We start from the raw sequence: 19,451 nt of genomic DNA, 5'->3' as shown, positions 1-19,451 counted from the left end.
AGTTGGCCGTGGCGGTGGGGCTGGCGGTCGCCTCAAGCGATAGCCGCCGCCCGGCGCCGCTTCGGCCAGGTTCGTTGGACCAGCCAGAACAGGGTCGCGCTGAGGGCGATGAGGGCGGGGGCGCCGACCAGGACGGTGCCCTGGACGGCCTTGGGCAGGTACTCCTGCTGGCCGACAAAGAAGGCCATGACGGAGACGGTGAAGGCGACGCCCATGCGCCAGAGGTGGCGGGCCAGGCGGCCGTTGGGCGTCAGGCCGCCGGCGCGGATCATGCGCACGTCCCCCGCCGCCGCGATCAGGGCGACGGCGGTGAAGATGTAGACGATCTGGAAGCCGCCCACGGAGACCGCCAGCCACAGGGCGGCGGCGGTGATGGCGATCGGGGCGATGAGGGCGAAGCGGTGGACGCGGGCGCCCTTGCGCGAGGCCATGGAGAACAGGCCGGACGCTAGGCCGACGGCGCCGGCGGCGATGTGGACGGCCAGAAGAACGGACTGGAGACGCGGGTCCATGAGGCTTCTCCTCTTGGGACGGTCGATGGGTTGCGATCAGTTCGGTTCGCGGCGGCGGCGCAGGCGGACGGCGCCTTCGAACAGCAGGGCGGCGAGGACGAGGCCGATCCACAGATTCGGGTCGGAGAGCATCCGGGTGAGGTCGATGTCGCGGAAGCCGCGCACCGGGACCTGGCCATAACCGCCGGTGCTGGCGACGTGGGCGAGACCGCCCAACAGGCGCGTGCCGATGAACTCCGGGACGTGGCGGGTGTCGAAGACCATCCGCTCCATCACGGCCAGCATGACTGGCGGGATCACGGCCCACAGGAAGGTGGCGCGACGGGCCCAGGCGGAGACCAGCATCAGCCATGCGATCACCGGGGCGTGCCACAGGGCCAGGTAGGGCAGGCCGACGAACATCACCGCCCAGATGAAGCCGGGGAAGCCGTGGACCCACATGGGACCGGGGTTGTTGTTCGAGATCAGCATCACGAACGTGCCCCAGGCGAGCATGGCGAGATGGGTCGCCAGGACGATGGCGATCACGGCCAGGGGCTGGACGACCATGGGCACGGCGGCCTTGGCCAGGACGGCGGTGCGATCGGAGACCGGCAGGGATTTCCAGAACAGGATGCTGCGGTCGCGGCGTTCGCCCTGCAGGCAGGTCAGGCAATAGTAGGCGCCGGAGAGGGCGGCGGCGATGAAGGCCGCGCCAAGGGCCACGGCGTAGGGCAGCATCACCCGCTCCGTGGCGCCGGCGGCGGCCTGAGCGACGCGCCGGGGCAGGCCGAAAGAGCCGAGCAGATAGCCCAGCAGGATCAGGGCGGCGACGGCGGCGGGGGCGATCCAGATGGAGCGGTGCTCCCACAGCTCCCGGCGCAGGGACCAGTAGAAGGGCCGGACCTTGTTGGCGGCCGTCATGGCCGTGGGGGCGGCGGTGGCGAAGTCGGCGTCGAGGCTGCTCATGCCGCCCGTCCTTTCATGTCGAAGCGCGGGGCGATCTTGGCGACGAACAGGTCGGCGAGACCCGGCGTGCGGACCTCGCCCAGCTTGGCCAGCGCCTTGCGGTCGGCGCCGTCGAAGATCATCAACTGGCGGCCGAAGACCTGGCGTTCATGGATGGGGTTCAGGGCGCGGGCGGCGTCGGCCTTGTCCGGCCCGACCAGCAGCTCGGCGAAGCGGGTCTCCAGCCCCTCCATGCTGCTGTCGAGGACCACCTGGCCGCGGTCGATGAAGGCCACGTCGGTGAGGATGTGCTCGATCTCGTCCACCTGGTGGGTGGAGACGACGATGGTGCGGCCGCCGTCGAAGTAGTCGTTCAGCAGGCTGTCGTAGAAGGCCTTGCGGTAGAGGATGTCGAGGCCGAGGGTCGGCTCGTCCAACACCAGCAGCCTGGCGTCCACGGCCATGACCAGGGACAGGTGGAGCTGGGCGACCATGCCCTTGGACAGCTCGCGCACCTTGCTCTCGCGCTTGATGCTGGTGCGGGCCAGGAAGGCCTCGGCCTTGGCGCGGTCGAAGCGGGGGTGGACGCCGCCCATGTAGTCCAGGGCCTGGCTCACCTTCATCCAGCGGGGCAGGACGGCCACGTCGGCGATGAAGCAGACCTGCTCCATCAGGGCGCCGCGCTCCTTCCACGGGTCGAGGCCGAGGACCTTGAGCGAGCCGTCGAAGGGGATCAGGCCGAGCATGGCCATCAGGGCCGTGCTCTTGCCCGCCCCGTTGGGGCCGATCAGGCCGAGGATGCGGCCTTCGCCCACCGACAGCTGGAAGCCGTTGAGCGCGGTGGTCTTGCCGTAAGACTTGAAGACGCCGCGCGCCTCTATGCAGGACATCGGACTATTCCCCCTTGGGCCGGGCGCGGGCGCCCAGCAGGTCTTCGGCCAGGCCGAGACGACGGATGGTCGCCTCGATTTCGGGCCACTGTTCCGTGAGAAAGCGCCGGCGCTCGGCGTCGAGCAGCAGCTCCCGCGCCCCGGCGTTGACGAACATGCCCAGGCCCCGGCGCTTCTCCACCAGGCCGTCGTCGGCGAGCTGCTGGTAGGCCTTGAGCACGGTGAGCGGATTGACCCGGCTGTCCGTGGCGGCGGCGCGCACCGACGGCAGCGGGTCGCCGGGCGCCAGATGCCCGTCGAGGATCATGGCGACCACGCGGTCCCTGATCTGCCGCCAGATCGGCTGGTTGTCGCTCCACTCGGAGTCCATCGGGCTTTCGGTGTTGGTGATGAGTTGGTGTTATAGTGAGGTATAACACTGAGGTTGGCAAGGGGGTTATCTCCTCCGCTGCGAAGCGGGGAGGGGGACCATGCGCAGCATGGTGGAGGGGGCGTGACTGGGTGCGGTTTTCAGCCGCTCATCCCGGCGAAGGCCGGGACCCAGATTCATCCGGTGAGCCAGCAGGGCTTCACCTGGGCCCCGGCCTTCGCCGGGGTGAGCGGATTTGGGAGGCTCAGAGGAAGCGGTCGCCCCCTACACCGCTTCGCGGTCCCCCTCCCCCGCAAGCGGGGGAGGAGTTATTGGGACGCCAAAGCTTCCCGCTTCTCTTCCAGCTCCAGCCATTCTTCTTCGGCGGAGGACAACTGAGCCCGGGCGGCGTCGGCGGCTTTCATGGTCTTGTCGAAGAGGGCCGGGTCGCGGGTGTAGAGGTTGGGGTCGCTGAGCTTTTCATCCAGCAAAGCGATGTCGCCGGGGAGTTTGGCGACCAGGGCCTCCAGCTCCTCAAGCCGGCGCTGGTCCTTGTAGGACAGCTTGACGGACTTCTTGGGCTCGGCGCGGACGACCGGCGCGGCTTTCGCGGCGGCCGGCGTGGACGGGCCGTCGAAGAAGCCTGGGTTCTGGCGCATGAAGTCGGACCAGCCGCCGGGGGTCTCCACCGCGCGGCCGCGGCCGTCGAGGGCGATGGTCGAGGTGGCCAGGCGGTCGATGAAGTCGCGGTCGTGGCTGACCAGGATCAGGGTGCCGTCGAAATCGGCCAGCAGGTCCTCGAGCAGGTCGAGGGTGTCCATGTCCAGGTCGTTGGTCGGCTCGTCCAGGATCATCAGATTGGCCGGATTGGCCAGGGCGCGGGCCAGCAGCAGGCGGTTGCGCTCGCCGCCGGACAGGCTGGCGACGGGCTGGCGAAGCTGGTTGTCGCGGAACAGGAACTCCTTGGCGTAGGCGGCCACGTGGCGGGGCGAGCCGCGCACCAGCAGCTGGTCGCCGCCGCCGGGGGCCAGGATCTCCCACAGGGTCTCGTCGCCGGACAGGGCGGCGCGGGACTGGTCGAGATAGGCCACGTCGAGGCCGGCGCCGAGCTTCACCTCGCCGCTATCCACCGGGACCTCGCCCAGCAGCATCTTCAGCAGGGTGGTCTTGCCGGCGCCGTTGGGGCCGACGATGGCGACGCGGTCGCCGCGCAGGATGCGGGTGGAGAAGTCCTTCAGCAGGATGCGGTCGCCGAAGGCCTTGTTGATCTTCTTGGCCTCGATGACCCGCTGGCCGCCGACGCCGGAGGATTCCAGGCCCATGGACAGGGTCCCGCGCTGGTCCTTCAGGCGCTCGGTCTTCTGCTGGCGCATGTCCATGAGGCGGCGGCGGCGCCCCTCGTTGCGGGCGCGGCGGGCGGTGACGCCCCGGGCCAGCCAGTGGTTCTCGCGCTCGATGGCCTTGTCCAGGCGGCGGGCCTCGTCCTCCTCGGCGGCCTGGATCTGGTCGGACCATTCGTCGAAGGCGCCGAAGCCCTTGTCGAGGCGGCGGACCTTGCGGTGCTCCAGCCAGAAGCAGCGCTGGGTGACGCGGGTGAGGAAGGCGCGGTCGTGGCTGATGATCAGGCACGCCGCGCGGCAGGCGAGCAGCTGCTCCTCCAGCGTCTGGATCGCGAAGATGTCCAGGTGGTTGGTGGGCTCGTCCAGCAGCAGGACGTCCGGCTGCTCGGCGAAGGCGCGGGCCAGGGCGGCCTTGCGGGTCTCGCCGCCGGACAGGCCCTGAGCGGCCTTGGCGGGATCGAGGCCGAAGGCCTGAAGCGCGGCCTCGGCCTCGTAATGCGTGGCGCCGCCGGCGGTGGCGTAGTCCAGCAGGGTGGCGCCGTCGATCGGCGGCTCCTGGGCCACGACGCTTATGCGGGCGCCGGGGGTGACGGAGCGCTCGCCGGCGTCGGCCTCGACCAGGCCGGAGAGGATCTTCAGCAGGGTCGACTTGCCGGCCCCGTTGCGGCCTACCAGGCAGGCGCGGGCGCGCGGCTCCAGCGACAGGTCCACGCCGTCGAACAGCATCTTGGCGCCGTCGGCGAGACGGACGTCTTTCAGGGCGAGGACGGGGGGACGCATTGCGGGTGTCGGACTCTTCGCGGCGGGAGGAGGGGTCTCTACAGCATACGGGCGGCGGAGGGGAGGCGGAGAAGGTGTGATCTCCTCCCCTGCGAAGCGGGGGAGGGGGACCACGCGCAGCGTGGTGGAGGGGGCGTGACTGAGCTCTGTGCGGCGGTCGCCCCTCCACCGCTTCGCGGTCCCCCTCCCCCGTTGCACGGGGGAGGAGTTAGTCGGCGCTCTTCAAGAACCCCGCGATCCCCGCCAACACCTCCGGCGTGGGCTGGGTCACCGCGCCGATGTGGTCGCCCGGCGTGGACAGGAACGGCAGCCCGTTCGCCGCCGCGAAGGCTTGGCTCGGGGCGTGGTAGGGGTCGCCCTGGCCGTCCCACAGCAGGACCGGGAAGCCGCCGTTCAGGACCGCGTCAGCGGCGCCGTCCAGGTCGGCCAGGTTGTCGAAACAGGCGCGGACGCCGGGCTCGAGCTCCGGCGTCACCCAGGCGGTCAGGGCGGGGGCGACGCTGCGGGCGAAGGCCATGAACATGTCGAAGGTCAGCTTGCCGCCCGGCATCCGGGGCACGCCGCCCACCAGGTCCCACCCGCCGACGGTGAGCGAGGCGAGGCGGCCGGGGTGGTGCTTGGCCACGCCCACCGACATCCAGGCCCCCATGGAGTAGCCGATCAGGTGGGCCCGCTGCTCGCCCAGGTCGTCGATCACCGCCACGATGTCGCCGGCCCGCTGTTCCTGGACATAGAGGGCGGGGTCGTGGGGCTTGTCGCTGAGCCCGTGGCCGAGGCTGTCGATGCAGGCGACCCGGAAGCCGGCGGCGGTCAGGGCGTCGATGAAGCCCGGCTCGCGCCAATCCTCGCTGGTCATGAACAGGCCGTGCTGAAGCACCACCAGCGGGCCGTCGCCCTCGACCGTGTAGTGGATGCGCTGACCGCGATGGATGACATGGGGCATGGGGGGCTTTCGGGTGGTTTTCGCCGCCCCTCTATCCGTCATCCTCGCCCTCGTGGCGAGGACCCAGAAACGGCTGAGGTTCAGAAGGAGGCGGTGAGGCGGTCGGTGCTCCGGATCATCCTTCGACGCCGAGTCTCTGGGCCCTAGGCACGAGGCCTAGGGTGACGGTAGATAACCGTATCAAATCCCCCGCACCATCACCCCCACCGTCTCGGCGCCGGCGTCGCGGTCCTTGCTGATCTCGCGATAGGCCTCGCTTTCCAGGAAGGCGTCGGCGGCGCCCGGGTCGGGGAACTGCATGATGACCAGCTTGTCGAAGGGCCAGTCGCCGGAGAGGCGGCGGGGGGACTCGTCGGCGGCGAGGACGCGGCCGCCTGAGTTGGCGAAGACTTGCGGGAACTTGGCCTGGTAGCGGCGGTACGAAGGTTCGTCGGTGAAGCGGATCTGGGCGACGACGTAGGTGGTGGTCATTTGGGCGTTTCCTGCGCGGGATTGTTTTGTGTGCGAAATATATCGTGGGTGCGCCTGTTTTCCACCCGCTTCCCTCGCCCTTGTGGCGAGGGTCCCTGTTTCCGCCGCTCCGGCGGTGGTTGTTCTGATGCGACGCGTCGGCGGACGCAGGGGCCCCAGGCACAAGGCCTGGGGAGCGGAGCTTTCATCACCCGCGTGATCCCAGAACCCCAATCCTACCCCTGCGGCGTCATGCGCGGACAAGGGCGCTTCCGTACATCCCCGGACGGGAATAACGTCCTGTCCCAGAACGATAAAAGCGGGAGGCGAGGCTTTGCAGACGGACATGGAAGTCCACTGGCGCGAGCCGCGGAACTGGGGCGCCTGGGGGCTGTATTTCGCGGCGGACGATCCCCGGCTTTGGGTCCCCAAGCGCGAGCCGGGCATGGGGTGGACGGTGAACCTGGCCCACCCCAAGGGCGGGCCGATCCTGATCTCCATGCTGCTGGCGCCGGCGGTGCTGTCGATGGTGGTCATCGCCCTGGTCCACGGGACGGGGGCGGCGTGCGGGTGACGTCTCTCGCCTGAGGGATGGTCAGTTCGGCCAAGTCAGGAACCGAAGCGCTTCCTCGGAGCTGGGGACAACGCTAGCGTGTGCATGGGATTCGGAGGGAACCATGGCTGGCGTGCTTGGTAATCTGCGGCGACTGACCCAGTTCAAGGGACGTGAGAGCCGAGGTTCGTTCTGGCCCTATGCGGCGCTGGTTATACTGCCGTCGATGATCGTGGTGGTGTCGTTCACGGTCCCGGCGATGGCGAAGTTCTGGGCCGAGGTCGATGCGTATGCGGTGGAGCATCCCGAGGATGTCACGGTGCGCAGCGGTCCCGGCTACTACGAGATGTCGGTGGACGGCCCGACGGGTGTGGTCCCGGACGTGGGACTGCTTTTCACCGGGGTAGGGGCCGGCTTCCTGACCGGGATCGTGCTGCTGGGCGCGGCGGTGAGCCGACGGTTGCACGACAGTGGTCTGAGCGGATTTGTCGGCTTGCTGCCCACGCCTTTCATGCTGTTTGGGGTCATCGTCGGGTCGCGCCTGTTCGCCAGCTTTGGGGCTGAGGAAGTCGACCTTTCGCTGTTCATGCTGATGTTCACGAACAACGTGTTCTACATCGTGTGCCTGTTCCTGCTGGCGGCGCTGCTGGTGCGGCCGAGTACTGCTGGGCCGAACCGCTATGGCGAGGCGCCCTAGCCCGCGTCACCCCCGCACGCGACAAACGGGCTCGCGTCGGCTATTCCCCCGCGCATGTCGCCGAACCCGTCATCGCGTCCGTTCTGGGAATACAAGCGCCTGGAGCAGATGACCGTCCCCGAGTGGGAGAGCCTGTGCGACGGGTGCGGGCTGTGCTGCCTGGTGCGGTTCGAGGACGAGGAGACCGAGGAGGTCATCCCGACGCGGGTGCATTGCAAGCTGTTCGACAGCGAGAAGTGCAGCTGCAAGGACTATGCGAACCGCAAGCAGTACGTGCCCGACTGCATCAAGCTGACGCCGTACAACATCGAGGACCTGCAGTGGATGCCGCCGTCCTGCGCGTACCGGCGCCTGCATGAGGGCAAGACCCTGCCGGCGTGGCACCCGCTGATCACCGGCGACCCGGAGAGCGTCCACAAGGCCGGCGTCTCGGTGCGCGGCCAGACGGTGACGGAAGAGGCCCTGGACGACCCCGAGGACGCGCTGGACTTCGCCGCCTGGGACCTGAACCGGGACAAGGGCGACGAGGGGTACGAGGGGTAGGTTTTGATCCCTCTCCCTTGATGGGAGAGGGGCAGGGGTGAGGGTGGCTGCTGAGATTCAGCCGCGCTTTCGTCCGACGTCGCATCACCCTCATCCCCGACCCTTCTCCCATCGAGGGAGAAGGGGGCTTAGGGCTCTCCGTCCGCGCCGAATATCCGGCCCCTGAACTCAACAAAAACAACCGCTTCCCACTTTCTCGGCGCAAAGGATCAGCGGCGCCCGGTGGTCTCGTATGTTTGTGGCATGACGGGAAGATCCGACAGAGACAAGCGGGTGCTGGCTTCGGTGGAGGCCAAGTTCAACGAGGCCATGGAGGCCTTCGATGTGCTGGCGGAGGCGGGGACGATAACCGCGCGGGCGCCGACGTCGATCAATGCGGCCAACCTGTCGCCGCAGTTCGTGGCCGACCTGACGGCGGGAACGGATGGCGCCTCGATCGGCAGGTGTCGCTGGCCCTGATCGTGACCCTGCTGCTGCAGGCGGCGGGGGGCTTCATGTGGGCGGGGCGGAGGGGGACCGCGAAGCGGTGGAAGGGAACTTTGCTGACTCGGCAGGCCCCCTCCGGCCCTCTGGGCCACCTCCCCCTGAGGGGGAGGATTGGGGGATTGGAGGCTTGAACCACGCTGCGAATGGCGTAACTGAGGGCCTCAAGTCACGCGGGGACCTTTAGTTGGCCAACGATCCGTACACCGAGCTGGGCGTCTCGCGCACCGCGAGCGCGGATGAGATCCGCAAGGCGTTCCGCAAGCTGGCCAAGGCGAACCACCCGGACCAGAACCCCGGCGACAAGGCGGCCGAGGAGCGGTTCAAGCGCGTGTCGGCGGCGTTCGACATCGTGGGCGACGAGACCAAGCGCAAGAAGTTCGACGCCGGCCAGATCGACGCCGACGGGCGCGAGACCTTTGGCGGTTTCGGCGGGGCGGGCGGCTTTGGCGGCGGACGCGGCCCGTGGGGGCAGCGCGGCGGCGGACGCGGCGGCGAGGCCGAGTTCGAGGGCGTCGATCTGAACGACATCCTGGGCGAGATGTTCGGGCGCGGCGGCGGGCCGAACGCCCGTCGCGGCGGGTTCGGCGGCTTTGGCGGCGGTCAGCCGGCCAAGGGCGCGGATGTGCGCGCGCGGCTGGACATCGACCTGGAGGAGGCGATCCGGGGCGGCAAGAAGCGCGTGGCCTTCTCCGACGGGCGGACGCTGGACGTGACCATTCCGGCCGGGGCCCAGGAGGGCCAGGTTCTGCGCCTGAAGGGCCAGGGACAGCCGGGGCGCGGCGGGGCGGGGGACGCCCTGATCGAATTGGCGGTCAAGCCGCACAAGCTGTACCGCGTGGAGAACGGGACGCTGGTCATGGACCTGCCGATCTCGGTCCCCGATGCGGTGCTGGGCGGCAAGGTCGAGGCGCCGACGCCGGATGGGCCGGTGAACCTGAATGTGCCCAAGGGCAGCAACAGCGGCGCGACCCTGCGCCTGAAGGGCCGGGGCCTGTCGGACGCCAAGGGGAACCGCGGCGACCTGCTGGCGCGGCTGGTGGTGACCTTGCCCGAGACCGTGGACCCGGAGCTGCAGAAGCTGGCCGAGGTCTGGCGCAAGGACCGGCCTTACGCGCCGAAGCGGAAATAGCGGCGGGCTGAAACAGGCCGGAAACGTGACAGTGTGAACCTGTCGCTCCATAAAGCTTTCCGTTCAGGGGCTATTCAGCCGCGACCATGCACAAGGGGGTCATGACGCGCTTCGCCGCCATATTCGCCGCCGCTCTTGTCGCCGTGACCCTGCCGGTCGCGGCCGAGGCGCAGGGCCGCCGCCAGGACAGCCTGGGCGCCGACTGGCGTCCCCGGCAGGACGAGGCGCGCTCCGGCGCCCGTGAGGGCCGGCTGGTTCCGCTGGAGCGGGTGATCCAGAACATCGCCCGCCGGGTTCCGGGCCGTCCGCTCGATGCGGGGCTCGAGGGCCAGTACTACCGCGTGCGCTGGGCGACCGAGGACGGGCGACGCATCGACTTCATCGTCGACGCCACGTCGGGTCAGATCGTCAGCGGCAATTGAGTTCGAACTAGGGAAATCACATGCGCATCCTGCTGGTCGAGGACGATCCGGACCTGTCGCGGCAGCTGAAGGCCGCCCTGGGCGACGCCGGCTACGCGGTGGACCACGCCGGCGACGGCGAGGAGGCGCAGTATCTGGGCGAGAACGAGCCCTATGACGCGGTGATCCTGGACCTGGGCCTGCCGAAGATCGACGGGGTGTCGGTGCTGGAGCGCTGGCGCCGCCAGAACGTGGCGACCCCGGTGCTGATCCTGACCGCGCGCGGCGCTTGGAGCGAGAAGGTCTCGGGCTTCGACGCCGGGGCCGACGACTATCTGACCAAGCCGTTCCACACCGAGGAGCTGCTGGCGCGTCTGCGGGCGCTGCTGCGGCGGTCGGCGGGACACGCGGCGCCGAGCCTGTCCTGCGGCGGGCTGCGGCTGGATCCGCGCGCGGCGCGGGCCAGCGTCAACGGCGAGCCGCTTCGCCTGACCTCGCTGGAATACCGGCTGCTGCACTACATGATGATGCACCAGGGCCGGGTGATCAGCCGCACGGAGCTGGTGGAGCACCTGTACGACCAGGACTTCGACCGCGACAGCAACACCATCGAGGTGTTCATCGGCCGCCTGCGCAAGAAGGTGGGCGCCGAGCGCATCGAAACCGTCCGTGGCCTGGGCTATCGCCTGGCGCCGCTGGAGGGCGAGGCCTGATTTGAGACTGCTCGAAGCCCTGGCGCGGCCGTCACTCGTCCGCCGGCTGGTCCTGCTCGCGGCGGGATGGAGCCTGGCGACGCTGGTGGTGGCGAGCGTGGGGCTGGGCGCGTTCTTCCGCCAGGCGGCGATCGCGCGCATGGACACCAACCTGTCCGAGCTGATCGACAATCTCTATGCCGGCTCGTCGGTGGACTACAGCGGCACGGTGACGGCGCCGCCCCTGACCGACGCCAAGGCGTTGCGGGTCTATTCCGGGCGCTACTGGCAGATCGCCGAGCCGGACGGGAACGGGGGCCTGCGGGCCCTGACCTATTCGCGGTCGCTGTTCGACGCCGAGCTGAAGGTCGACGCCGACACCCTCAAGAAGATGCATGATCAGCGCGGGCGGGCGGTCTATTTCGACACCATGGGCCCGCTGGAGCAGCCCCTGCGTGGGGCGGCGCTGGAATCCATGCTGCCGGGGCGGGCGAAGCCGGTGGTGTTCATGGCCGCCGAGGACCGCAGCCCGGTTGAGCGGGACACGCGGCGGTTCGCGGTGACCGCCTCCATCGCCGTGGCGCTGCTGGGCGTGGGCCTGGTGGCGGCGGTGTTGGTGCAGGTGCAGGTGGGCCTGGCGCCGCTGTTCTCGCTGCAGCGGGAGGTGGCGGACGTGCGCAAGGGCAAGGCCGAGCGGCTGGCCCGGCGCTATCCCATGGAGCTGGAGCCCCTGGCCGACGAGCTGAACGGCCTTTTGACCCATAACCAGGAAGTGGTGGAGCGGCAGCGGACCCACGTGGGCAACCTGGCGCACGCCCTGAAGACGCCCCTTTCGGTGATGCTGGCCGAGGCCCAGGCGCAGCCGGGACCGCTGGCCGATGTGGTCACGCGGCAGGCGGACGCCATGCGCGGGCATGTGGACCACCACCTGCGCCGGGCGCGGGCGGCGGCGCGGTCGCAGACCAGCGGCGAGCGGACTGAGGTGGCCCCGGTGCTGGATGATCTGGCCGTGGCGCTGGAGCGGATCTTCCAGGACAAGAACCTGGAGATCGACTGGCGCTGCCCCGACGACCTGTGCTTCCAGGGCGAGAAGCAGGACTTCCTGGAGCTGGCCGGCAACGTGGTCGAGAACGCCGGCAAGTGGAGCAAGCGGCGGGTGAAGGTGATCGCCGAGGCCATCGCCCCGAACCGCTTCACCCTGACCGTGGACGACGACGGGCCGGGCCTGCCGGCGGAGCGCCGGGACGAGGTTCTGAAGCGCGGAACGCGGCTGGACGAAAACGCGCCGGGCTCCGGCCTGGGGCTTTCCATCGTCGATGAGCTGGCCCGGGCCTATGGCGGCGAGGTCAAGCTGGATGACGCACCCCTTGGCGGGCTTAGGGTCGTGCTGACATTGCCCATGGCCGAGAGCTGAGCAGCACGCTGCGCGCAATGGCCGCGAACGTCGTTTTCACGTTCTTAACCTCGTCGCCCGCATCATTAGATTTAGCCCTAGACTCAGGGCATTAGCTGCGTCCTGACCATCAGGACAACCGAGCCGGGGGCCGATGGCCGCGCTTTCTCCGAACAAGCTGAAGATCGTTCGGGCCATCGTGGAGACGGCTCCGGATTCCGCGATCCGCAGTCTGGAAATGGCGCTGTCGGCCGAGGGGGGCTCCGGCGCCCTGGCGGCCGTGCGCGAGCTGGTCGAGACCGAGGCCGCCGACCGCTTTGTGCGCAATGCGGTGTTCGCGCCGGTGAAGGCGCTGTTCGCGTCGTCCAGCAGCAAGATCTCGTTCCCGCCCCGGGCCCTGGGCCTGATGTGGCGGGGGCTGAAGGCGGACCACGCGGACCTGATCCGCGAGGCCGCGGCGCATTGCGGCCCGTGGGATGCGGAGATGGACAGCCCGCAGGTGCTGAACGACCTGTGCACCCTGGCGGCCAAGGGGTTGCGGGAGCGGACCCAGCCCGACTTCAAGGCGGCGGCGGAGCTGTGTGACGACTTCTCCAGGGGCGGAGGCAGCGACGCCCTGATCGCGTGCCTGGACCTGTCGCCCATGACGCGGGGCGCCCTGGCGCGGCTGAGCGAGTGGGTCAGCCGCATGACCGTGGAGCGGACGGTGTCGGTGCGCCTGGCCTATCGCGACACCCTGGAGGTGGCGCCGGACGCGGGGCCGCGCTTCTTCGAGATGCTGGCGGCGCCGCTGCCGGAGCCGTGGCTGATCCTGCGGGTGATCTCGGCGGTGATGGACCGGCCGCACGAGACCTATCTGGCGGAGTCCGAGCTGGGCGACTTCGGCGAGCGGACCCTGGACGACATCGACAACTGCGTGAACTTCGTCCGCAAGTTCCAGGCCGATGAGGGTGTGGAGGCGGGGCGCAAGGCCGGGCAGATGGTGCAGCGCGCCCTGCTTCAGGTGTTCGAGTTCGAGGGCGCCATAGAGACCACGCGGCTGGGGCCGTGGGGCGGGCGGCTGGGCCGTCTGCGCGAAAGCCTGGCCCAGAGCGTCGAGCGGATCATGACCGGGGCGGGCGAGGCGGTGAACAACGCCCTGCCGGTGGAGACCTCGCGCCTGCGGGGCGGGGCCAACCGGGGCGCGCCGCGCATGACCGACGACCCGAACCCGCGTCTGGTAGCGCGGGCGGAATCCCTGCTGGCCTTCGCCGACGAGGTGCGCAGCGCGGCGGCCAACGGCGGCTTCTCCGGCGCGCGCAACCGGATGATCGAGAAGGCCAACCAGCGGCTGGACCACTATATCGACTATTTGATCGCGGTGATGCGCGACAACGAGGTGGACGACCGCGAGCGGGCCCGGAAGTACCTCGAGGTCGCGGCGGACTTCATCGCCTACACCCGCGACGAGAAGACCGCGCAGATCGTGCGGCGGCGGCTGGCGGCGGCCTGAGTTCTTCTCCTCCCTTGCGAAGCGGGGGAGGAGATATGATTGACCCACATCAAGACGCGCGGCGTCAGAGCGCTCGCCTCGGCTCCCCTTTTTCGGTAACAGGCGCGCATGATCGCGTTCTGGATCGCAGCCGCCGCCGTTTCGGCCCTCGCCGCCGCCCTGGTGCTGCGCGGCGCGGCGCGCCCGGCTCCGGCCGGCGATGAAACCCTGAGCCTGCACAAGCGCCAGCTGGCGGAGATCGACGAGTTGGCCGAGCGCGGCCTGCTGGCCGAGGGCGAGGTGCGTTCGGCGCGGACCGAGGCGGCCCGCCGGCTGCTGTCGGCGGCGGATGAAGCAGCGACGGCGACGCGCCAGGGCGGCCGGCGCACGGCGCTGATCGTGGCGGGGATCGCTCCGCTGGCGGCGGTGGTCATCTATGTGCTGGTGGGCGCGCCGGATCAGCCGGACCAGCCCTACGCCAAGCGCATCGCCGAGTGGCGGGCGTCGGACCCGCGCAGCCTGGAGCCGGACGCCATCGCCGCGGTGCTGGAGGCGGCGGCCAAGGAAAAGCCCAACGATCCCGAGCCGCTGCGCAATCTGGCGATCCTGAAGTCGGCGCTGGACGACGCGCCGGGCGCGCAGGCGGCTCTGCGCCGGGCCTTGCGCGTGGCGCCGGATCGGGTGGACCTGTGGACCGCCCTGGGCGAGGCGTTCGTTCTGGAAGCCCGGGGACAGATCAACGACGACGCCGTGCGGGCGTTCGACGAGGCCGTCAAACGCGATCCCAAAGCCCTGACGCCCCGGTACTATCTGGGCCGGGGGAGGATTCTGAAGGGGGAGGCCGCGGAAGGCCTGACCCTGTGGCGCGGCTTGCTGCCGGACATTCCGGCGGGCGACCCGCGCCGGACGGTGCTGGAGGGCGAGATCGCCGCCGTGGCGCGCGACGGACGCCTGCCCATGCCGGAACCGGAGGCGGCGCAGCCCCAAGTCAGTCCCGCCGACATTCAGGGCATGGTCGACGGCTTGGCGGCGCGACTGAAGGAGCAGCCGGACGATCCGGAAGGCTGGGTGCGCCTAGTGCGGGCCTATGCGGTGCTGGGCGATGCGGCCAAGCGCGACGCGACGCTGGCCGAGGCGCGGGCGCGGTACAAGGATCAGCCGCAGGTGCTGGATGCCCTGACGGCGGCGGCGGAGGTTCCGCGATGAGTTTCAGTTTCTGGCCCAAGTCGCGCACGGCGCGCCGGCGGCTGATGGTGGTCCTGGCGGCGGCGCCGGTCCTGGCCCTGGCGGTCGGGCTGTCGCTGTACGGCCTGCGGGACTCGATCTCGCTGTTCTACACCCCGGCCCAGGCGCAGGAGGCGAAGGTGCCGGCCGGCCGCGCCGTGCAGCTGGGCGGTCTGGTCACCGCCGGCAGCGTGGTGAAGCACCCCGACGGCCGCGTGGAGTTCGTGGTCGCAGACCAGAAGGCCAGCGCGAAAGTGGTCTATCAGGGCGACCTGCCCGACCTGTTCCGCGAGGGGCAGGGGATCGTGGCGACCGGCTCGTTCGATACAGAAGGCGTGTTCGTGGCCAAGCAGGTGCTGGCCAAGCATGACGAGCGCTACATGCCGCGCGAGGTGGCCAAGGCCATCAAGGAGCAGGGCGAGTGGCGCGGCGAAGGTACGCCGCCGGTTGATCCCAAGGCCTATGGAAAGCCGACCGAATGATCGCTGAACTTGGGGCGTTCTGCCTGGTCCTGGCCCTGGTCCTGTCGGTGGTCCAGGCGGGGTTGTGCGGCGTGGGCGGCGGCCGCCGCCTGCCGGTGCTGGCCGGGGCGGGCGAGGGCGCTGCGTTGGCGGCGTTCCTGGCGCTGCTGGCGGCGTTCGGCTGCCTGATCTGGGCGTTCGTGACGTCCGACTTCTCTGTCTCCAACGTGGCGGCCAACTCCCACACCCAGAAGCCGATGCTGTATCGCGTGGCCGGGGCGTGGGGCAGCCACGAGGGCTCCATGCTGCTGTGGTGCCTGACCCTGACGGGCTATGGCGCGGCGACGGCGGTGTTCGGGCGCGGGCTGCGCCTGGGGCTGCGGTCCTACGCCCTGTCGGCGCAGGGCGTGCTGGGCGTGCTGTTCCTGGCCTATACGGCGTTCGCCTCGAACCCCTTCACCCGCGTGTTTCCAGCCCCGGTCGAGGGGCGGTCGCTGAATCCGCTGCTGCAGGACCCGGCGCTCGCCTTCCATCCGCCGTTCCTCTACGCGGGCTATGTGGGCTTTTCGGTGGTGTTCAGCTTCGCGGTGGCGGCGCTGATCGACGGGCGGCTGGATTCGGCCTGGGCGCGCTGGGTGCGGCCCTGGACCCTGGCGGCCTGGAGCCTGCTGACCGTCGGGATCGGGCTGGGCGCCTTCTGGGCCTATTACGAGCTGGGCTGGGGCGGCTGGTGGTTCTGGGACCCGGTGGAGAACGCCAGCTTCATGCCTTGGCTGGTGGGGGCGGCGCTGCTGCATTCGGCCATCGTGACGGAGCGGCGCGGGGCGCTGACCGGTTGGACGGTGTTCCTGGCCCTGGCGGCGTTCGTGTTCTCCATGCTGGGGGCGTTCCTGGTGCGGTCGGGCGTGCTGACCAGCGTCCACGCCTTCGCCGTCGATCCGACGCGGGGGGTGATGCTGCTGAGCATTCTGGGCGTGACGGCGGGGGCGGGCTTCATCCTGTTCGCGTGGCGGGCGCAGACCTTGGCGCCGGGCGGGGCCTTCGCCCCGGTGAGCCGGGAAAGCGCCATCGTCTTGAACAACATCCTGCTGTCGGCGGCGACGGCGACGGTGCTGCTGGGCACGCTGTATCCGCTGATCCGCGAGGCGACGGGCGGGGAGACGGTGTCGGTGGGGCCGCCGTACTTCAACCTGACCTTCACGCCGCTGCTGATCCTGGCCTTCATCATCCTGCCGGCGGGCCCGTTGCTGGCCTGGAAGCGCGGGGACGCCAAGGGCGTGGCCCAGCGTCTGGGCCTGGCGGCGGCGATCGCCGCGGGCTGCGCGGTGCTGGCGGTAGTGCTGATCAGCCCGCGCCATGCGGTGGCCAGCGCGGGCCTGGGCGTCGGGGTGTGGCTGATCTGCGGGGCGGCGGTGGAGATCGCCGAGCGCATCAAGCTGTTCAAGGCTCCCGGGGCGGAAGTGAAGCGCCGCCTGACCGGCCTGCCGCGCGGGGCGTGGGGCACGACCCTGGCCCATGCGGGCCTGGGCGTGTTCGTGCTGGGCGCGGTCTATGAGACCACCTGGAAGGTGGAGGCGGCCGAGGCCCTGACCCAGGGCGGGCGGTTGAGCCTGGGCGCCTATGAGGTGCGGCTGGACAGCGTGGCGGTCCATGACGGCCCCAACTATCTGGCGGAGCGCGGCGTGGTGCGGGTGACGCGCGACGGCGCGGCGGTCTGCACCGCGCAGCCGGAGCGCCGGTTCTATCCCGCCGGCGGGCAGACCACCTCTGAGGTGGCCCTGTGCCTCAAGGGCGTCGACGACCTTTATATCGTCCTGGGCGAGCGGCGGGCTGGGCCGAACGGCGAGCCGGCCTGGCTGGTGCGGGCCTATTTCAATCCGTGGGTGCGGCTGATCTTCCTGGGGCCGTTGATGATGGCGCTGGGCGGGCTGGTCTCGCTGTCCGACCGGCGGCTGCGGTTCGCCGCGCCGGCAAAGGCCGAAGGGGCTAAAGCATGAAGACGGCGGCGCGCCTTTTCGCCGTGATCGGCGCGGTGCTGTGCATGGCGGCGGCCTCCGATCCGTCCGAACGCCTGGAAGATCCGGCTCAGGAGGCCCGCGCCCGCGAGATGTTCCGCGAGGTGCGCTGCCTGGTCTGCCAGAATGAGTCGATCGACGATTCCGAGGCCGAACTGGCGGTGGACCTGCGGCGCGTGGTGCGAGGCGAAATCGTCGCTGGCCGCAGCGATGATGAGATTCGACGCTTCCTCGTTGAGCGTTATGGCGAGTTCGTGCTGCTGAAGCCGGCGTTTTCAGCCGGAAACGCGGTGCTTTGGCTCGCGCCTTTTGGGATCGTGCTGGCCGGCGGAGCGTTGCTGTTCGGGTTGCTGCGCCGTCGGCCTAAGAAAGCCGAGGGGCTAAGCGCCGAAGAAGAAACCCGCCTGAAAGCTTTGCTGGACAATGACTGAAACGGACTGACACGAACGCGCCTCAAAAACGCCGTTCGCGCATGTCGGAAAGTTACGTCGGGAGCCTTTGCTCCCCGAGGCATCGCACCTAGGTTCTCTGCGAGACAAATCCCGGCCGAACACCGGGGACGAGGAAAGAGACGAGAATGGCCGCAAGGAAGACCGGAATGATCGTGGGCGCCGTGGCGGGCGCGGGCGTGGCCTGCGCAGCCCTGGCTGGCGTGGGCTTTCGGATGGCCCCCGCCAACGCAGACTCGCGACCGGTGTTGATGAGGACGTCCGCCACCACGCCGATCTTCGCGCCGCCCCCGGGCGCGCCGATGTCCTTCGCCGACATCTTCGAACAGGTGTCGCCGGCGGTGGTCTCCATCGACGTGACCTCGCGCGCCGATCCGCGCACCCTGGCCCAGCGCATTCCGGGCCTGCCCTTCGGCCTGCTGCCGCAGCAGCCGCAGGGCGAGAACAACGAAGAGGGCGAAGGCCAGACCCAGCAGGGCCAGCCGCGCCTGCCGCGCCAGCAGTCCTCGGGTTCGGGCTTCTTCATCTCGGAAGACGGCTACGTGGTCACCAACAACCACGTGATCGAGAACGCCGAGGAGATCACCGTCACCCTGAAGGACGGCAAGGAGCTGAAGGCCACCATCGTCGGCCGTGACGAGGGCACCGACATCGCCGTGCTGAAAGTGCAGGGCAAGTCGGGCGAGAAGTATCCCTTCGTCAGCTTCGAGAACGCCGCCAAGCCCCGCGTGGGCGACTGGGTCATCACCATCGGCAACCCGTTCGGCCTGGGCGGCACGGCGACCGCCGGCATCATCAGCGCCTACGGCCGCGACATCGGCGAGAACTTCGTCGACTTCATCCAGATCGACGCGCCGATCAACCGGGGCAACTCGGGCGGCCCGACCTTCGACATCTATGGCCGGGTCATCGGCGTGAACACGGCGATCTTCTCGCCGTCGGGCGGTTCCGTGGGCATCGGCTTCGCCATCCCCGCCGATCTGGTCGAGAGCGTGTCCAAGCAATTGATCAGCGGCGGCAAGGTCACCCGCGGCTATATCGGCGCCACCATCCAGGCCTTCACCGCCGAGATGGCGGAAGCGCAAGGCATGGGCGACCAGCGCGGCGCGATCATCGCCGACCTGGTGCCGGGCGGCCCCGCCGAGCGCGGCGGCCTGAAGCCGGGCGACGTGGTCACGGCGGTCAACGGCGTCGACATCAAGTCGAACGGCGAGCTGACCCGCGAAGTGGCCAAGGCCAAGCCGGGCGAGAACATCGGCCTGGACGTCATCCGCGACGGCAAGCGCACCAAGGTCAACGTCCGCTCGGGCACCCGGCCGTCGGAAAGCGAGCTGAACGCCTCCACCGACGGCGACGGTTCGGGCCAGGGCCGCGCCACGCCGAACACTCCGTCCGCCGGCCAGGCGGTGCTGGGCATGCAGCTGGTGCCGCTGGACGACGCGGCGCGCCGCCGCTTCAACCTGGACGCCAATGTGCGCGGCGTGGCCGTGGACAGCGTGACCGCCAACTCCAACGCCGGCGAACTGGGCCTGCGTCGCGGCGACGTGATCACCAGCGTCAACACCCGCGCTGTGACCTCGGCGTCGGAAGTCTCCTCGGCGGTGGACGCCGCGCGCAAGGCCAACCGCACCAGCGTTCTGCTCGGTGTGGTTCGGCAGGGCCGCGCCCTCTACCTGCCCTTGAAGATTACGAACTAAACTTCGTCGGCGCGGAGGTGAGTCGCCTCCGCGCCGAAATCATTGCGGC

Annotated in this window: 21 protein-coding genes and 1 pseudogene; 15 read left to right on the top strand and 7 right to left on the bottom strand. The window is 69.7% G+C overall.

Annotated features, from left to right (window positions below):
- Positions 1–32 precede the first annotated feature (32 nt).
- From P7B02_RS17395 to P7B02_RS17365, 7 genes are all read right to left on the bottom strand, one after another.
- Positions 33–512: a hypothetical protein gene (locus P7B02_RS17395; protein WP_277787625.1), complete on the bottom strand. Its 480-nt coding sequence runs from the start codon at positions 510–512 to the stop codon at positions 33–35.
- A 36-nt stretch (positions 513–548) separates the two neighbouring features.
- Positions 549–1,460, bottom strand: coding sequence for a hypothetical protein (locus tag P7B02_RS17390; protein WP_277787624.1), 912 nt, complete (start codon positions 1,458–1,460; stop codon positions 549–551).
- The gene (locus tag P7B02_RS17385) at positions 1,457–2,329 is read right to left on the bottom strand and encodes an ABC transporter ATP-binding protein (RefSeq protein WP_277787623.1); all 873 of its coding nucleotides are present in this window, start codon (positions 2,327–2,329) and stop codon (positions 1,457–1,459) included. The genes P7B02_RS17390 and P7B02_RS17385 overlap by 4 nt, the downstream gene beginning before the upstream one ends.
- Positions 2,330–2,333: 4 nt before the next feature.
- Entirely contained in the window at positions 2,334–2,699 is a 366-nt protein-coding gene (locus P7B02_RS17380; protein WP_277787622.1) for a GntR family transcriptional regulator, read from the bottom strand.
- A 308-nt stretch (positions 2,700–3,007) separates the two neighbouring features.
- Entirely contained in the window at positions 3,008–4,798 is a 1,791-nt protein-coding gene (locus P7B02_RS17375; protein WP_277787621.1) for an ABC-F family ATP-binding cassette domain-containing protein, read from the bottom strand.
- A gap of 208 nt (positions 4,799–5,006) precedes the next feature.
- A complete protein-coding gene (locus tag P7B02_RS17370) occupies positions 5,007–5,741 on the bottom strand; it encodes an alpha/beta fold hydrolase (protein WP_277787620.1) in 735 nt (244 codons plus the stop codon).
- A 180-nt stretch (positions 5,742–5,921) separates the two neighbouring features.
- Positions 5,922–6,212 carry a DUF1330 domain-containing protein gene (locus P7B02_RS17365; protein WP_277787619.1) on the bottom strand — a complete coding sequence of 97 codons (291 nt, stop codon included), beginning with the start codon at positions 6,210–6,212 and terminating at the stop codon, positions 5,922–5,924.
- Positions 6,213–6,525: 313 nt separating this feature from the next.
- On the opposite strand from P7B02_RS17365, the gene P7B02_RS17360 reads away from it, so the two are divergent.
- The 15 genes and pseudogenes from P7B02_RS17360 (at position 6,526) to P7B02_RS17295 (ending at position 19,402) form a co-directional block, all read left to right on the top strand.
- Positions 6,526–6,765, top strand: coding sequence for a DUF5808 domain-containing protein (locus P7B02_RS17360; RefSeq protein WP_277787618.1), 240 nt, complete (start codon positions 6,526–6,528; stop codon positions 6,763–6,765).
- Between the two features lie 112 nt (positions 6,766–6,877).
- Positions 6,878–7,441 (top strand): DUF805 domain-containing protein, encoded by a 564-nt coding sequence (locus tag P7B02_RS17355; RefSeq protein WP_277787617.1) that lies wholly within the window; start codon positions 6,878–6,880, stop codon positions 7,439–7,441.
- A 54-nt stretch (positions 7,442–7,495) separates the two neighbouring features.
- Positions 7,496–7,984: a YcgN family cysteine cluster protein gene (locus tag P7B02_RS17350; protein WP_277787616.1), complete on the top strand. Its 489-nt coding sequence runs from the start codon at positions 7,496–7,498 to the stop codon at positions 7,982–7,984.
- A gap of 243 nt (positions 7,985–8,227) precedes the next feature.
- A complete protein-coding gene (locus P7B02_RS17345; protein ID WP_277787615.1) occupies positions 8,228–8,443 on the top strand; it encodes a hypothetical protein in 216 nt (71 codons plus the stop codon).
- 37 nt (positions 8,444–8,480) lie between these two features.
- Positions 8,481–8,570, top strand: a pseudogene (locus tag P7B02_RS19730) (hypothetical protein); the annotation flags it as partial.
- 84 nt (positions 8,571–8,654) lie between these two features.
- A complete protein-coding gene (locus tag P7B02_RS17340) occupies positions 8,655–9,599 on the top strand; it encodes a J domain-containing protein (protein WP_277787614.1) in 945 nt (314 codons plus the stop codon).
- 101 nt (positions 9,600–9,700) lie between these two features.
- Positions 9,701–10,021 carry a PepSY domain-containing protein gene (locus tag P7B02_RS17335; protein WP_277787613.1) on the top strand — a complete coding sequence of 107 codons (321 nt, stop codon included), beginning with the start codon at positions 9,701–9,703 and terminating at the stop codon, positions 10,019–10,021.
- A 20-nt stretch (positions 10,022–10,041) separates the two neighbouring features.
- On the top strand, positions 10,042–10,713 hold the full coding sequence (locus P7B02_RS17330) for a response regulator transcription factor (protein WP_277787612.1): 672 nt from the start codon (positions 10,042–10,044) through the stop codon (positions 10,711–10,713).
- A 1-nt stretch (position 10,714) separates the two neighbouring features.
- The gene (locus tag P7B02_RS17325; RefSeq protein WP_277787611.1) at positions 10,715–12,106 is read left to right on the top strand and encodes a sensor histidine kinase; all 1,392 of its coding nucleotides are present in this window, start codon (positions 10,715–10,717) and stop codon (positions 12,104–12,106) included.
- Positions 12,107–12,239: 133 nt separating this feature from the next.
- Positions 12,240–13,577, top strand: coding sequence for a hypothetical protein (locus P7B02_RS17320; protein ID WP_277787610.1), 1,338 nt, complete (start codon positions 12,240–12,242; stop codon positions 13,575–13,577).
- 108 nt (positions 13,578–13,685) lie between these two features.
- Entirely contained in the window at positions 13,686–14,762 is a 1,077-nt protein-coding gene (gene ccmI / locus P7B02_RS17315; RefSeq protein ID WP_277787609.1) for a c-type cytochrome biogenesis protein CcmI, read from the top strand.
- On the top strand, positions 14,759–15,262 hold the full coding sequence (gene ccmE, locus P7B02_RS17310; RefSeq protein WP_277787608.1) for a cytochrome c maturation protein CcmE: 504 nt from the start codon (positions 14,759–14,761) through the stop codon (positions 15,260–15,262). The genes ccmI and ccmE overlap by 4 nt, the downstream gene beginning before the upstream one ends.
- Positions 15,259–17,238, top strand: a complete 1,980-nt coding sequence (locus tag P7B02_RS17305) for a heme lyase CcmF/NrfE family subunit (RefSeq protein ID WP_277787607.1) — start codon at positions 15,259–15,261, stop codon at positions 17,236–17,238. The genes ccmE and P7B02_RS17305 overlap by 4 nt, the downstream gene beginning before the upstream one ends.
- Positions 17,235–17,687 (top strand): cytochrome c-type biogenesis protein, encoded by a 453-nt coding sequence (locus P7B02_RS17300; RefSeq protein WP_277787606.1) that lies wholly within the window; start codon positions 17,235–17,237, stop codon positions 17,685–17,687. Before P7B02_RS17305 ends, P7B02_RS17300 begins: the two co-directional genes overlap by 4 nt.
- Positions 17,688–17,833: 146 nt before the next feature.
- Positions 17,834–19,402 (top strand): Do family serine endopeptidase, encoded by a 1,569-nt coding sequence (locus P7B02_RS17295; protein WP_277787605.1) that lies wholly within the window; start codon positions 17,834–17,836, stop codon positions 19,400–19,402.
- Positions 19,403–19,451: the final 49 nt, after the last annotated feature.

Source organism: Caulobacter segnis (assembly GCF_029543125.1).
In the GTDB taxonomy this organism is placed as follows: Bacteria; Pseudomonadota; Alphaproteobacteria; order Caulobacterales; family Caulobacteraceae; genus Caulobacter; species Caulobacter segnis_D.
This window is presented reverse-complemented; position numbering and strand designations above follow the sequence as displayed.

Coding starts and splice junctions, on each gene's coding strand:
- P7B02_RS17395 (WP_277787625.1), bottom strand. CDS start 512: ATGGACCCGCGTCTCCAGTCCGTTCTTCTGGCCGTCCACATCGCCGCC.
- P7B02_RS17390 (WP_277787624.1), bottom strand. CDS start 1,460: ATGAGCAGCCTCGACGCCGACTTCGCCACCGCCGCCCCCACGGCCATG.
- P7B02_RS17385 (WP_277787623.1), bottom strand. CDS start 2,329: ATGTCCTGCATAGAGGCGCGCGGCGTCTTCAAGTCTTACGGCAAGACC.
- P7B02_RS17380 (WP_277787622.1), bottom strand. CDS start 2,699: ATGGACTCCGAGTGGAGCGACAACCAGCCGATCTGGCGGCAGATCAGG.
- P7B02_RS17375 (WP_277787621.1), bottom strand. CDS start 4,798: ATGCGTCCCCCCGTCCTCGCCCTGAAAGACGTCCGTCTCGCCGACGGC.
- P7B02_RS17370 (WP_277787620.1), bottom strand. CDS start 5,741: ATGCCCCATGTCATCCATCGCGGTCAGCGCATCCACTACACGGTCGAG.
- P7B02_RS17365 (WP_277787619.1), bottom strand. CDS start 6,212: ATGACCACCACCTACGTCGTCGCCCAGATCCGCTTCACCGACGAACCT.
- P7B02_RS17350 (WP_277787616.1), top strand. CDS start 7,496: ATGTCGCCGAACCCGTCATCGCGTCCGTTCTGGGAATACAAGCGCCTG.
- P7B02_RS17345 (WP_277787615.1), top strand. CDS start 8,228: ATGACGGGAAGATCCGACAGAGACAAGCGGGTGCTGGCTTCGGTGGAG.
- P7B02_RS17335 (WP_277787613.1), top strand. CDS start 9,701: ATGACGCGCTTCGCCGCCATATTCGCCGCCGCTCTTGTCGCCGTGACC.
- P7B02_RS17330 (WP_277787612.1), top strand. CDS start 10,042: ATGCGCATCCTGCTGGTCGAGGACGATCCGGACCTGTCGCGGCAGCTG.
- P7B02_RS17320 (WP_277787610.1), top strand. CDS start 12,240: ATGGCCGCGCTTTCTCCGAACAAGCTGAAGATCGTTCGGGCCATCGTG.
- ccmI (WP_277787609.1), top strand. CDS start 13,686: ATGATCGCGTTCTGGATCGCAGCCGCCGCCGTTTCGGCCCTCGCCGCC.
- ccmE (WP_277787608.1), top strand. CDS start 14,759: ATGAGTTTCAGTTTCTGGCCCAAGTCGCGCACGGCGCGCCGGCGGCTG.
- P7B02_RS17305 (WP_277787607.1), top strand. CDS start 15,259: ATGATCGCTGAACTTGGGGCGTTCTGCCTGGTCCTGGCCCTGGTCCTG.
- P7B02_RS17300 (WP_277787606.1), top strand. CDS start 17,235: ATGAAGACGGCGGCGCGCCTTTTCGCCGTGATCGGCGCGGTGCTGTGC.
- P7B02_RS17295 (WP_277787605.1), top strand. CDS start 17,834: ATGGCCGCAAGGAAGACCGGAATGATCGTGGGCGCCGTGGCGGGCGCG.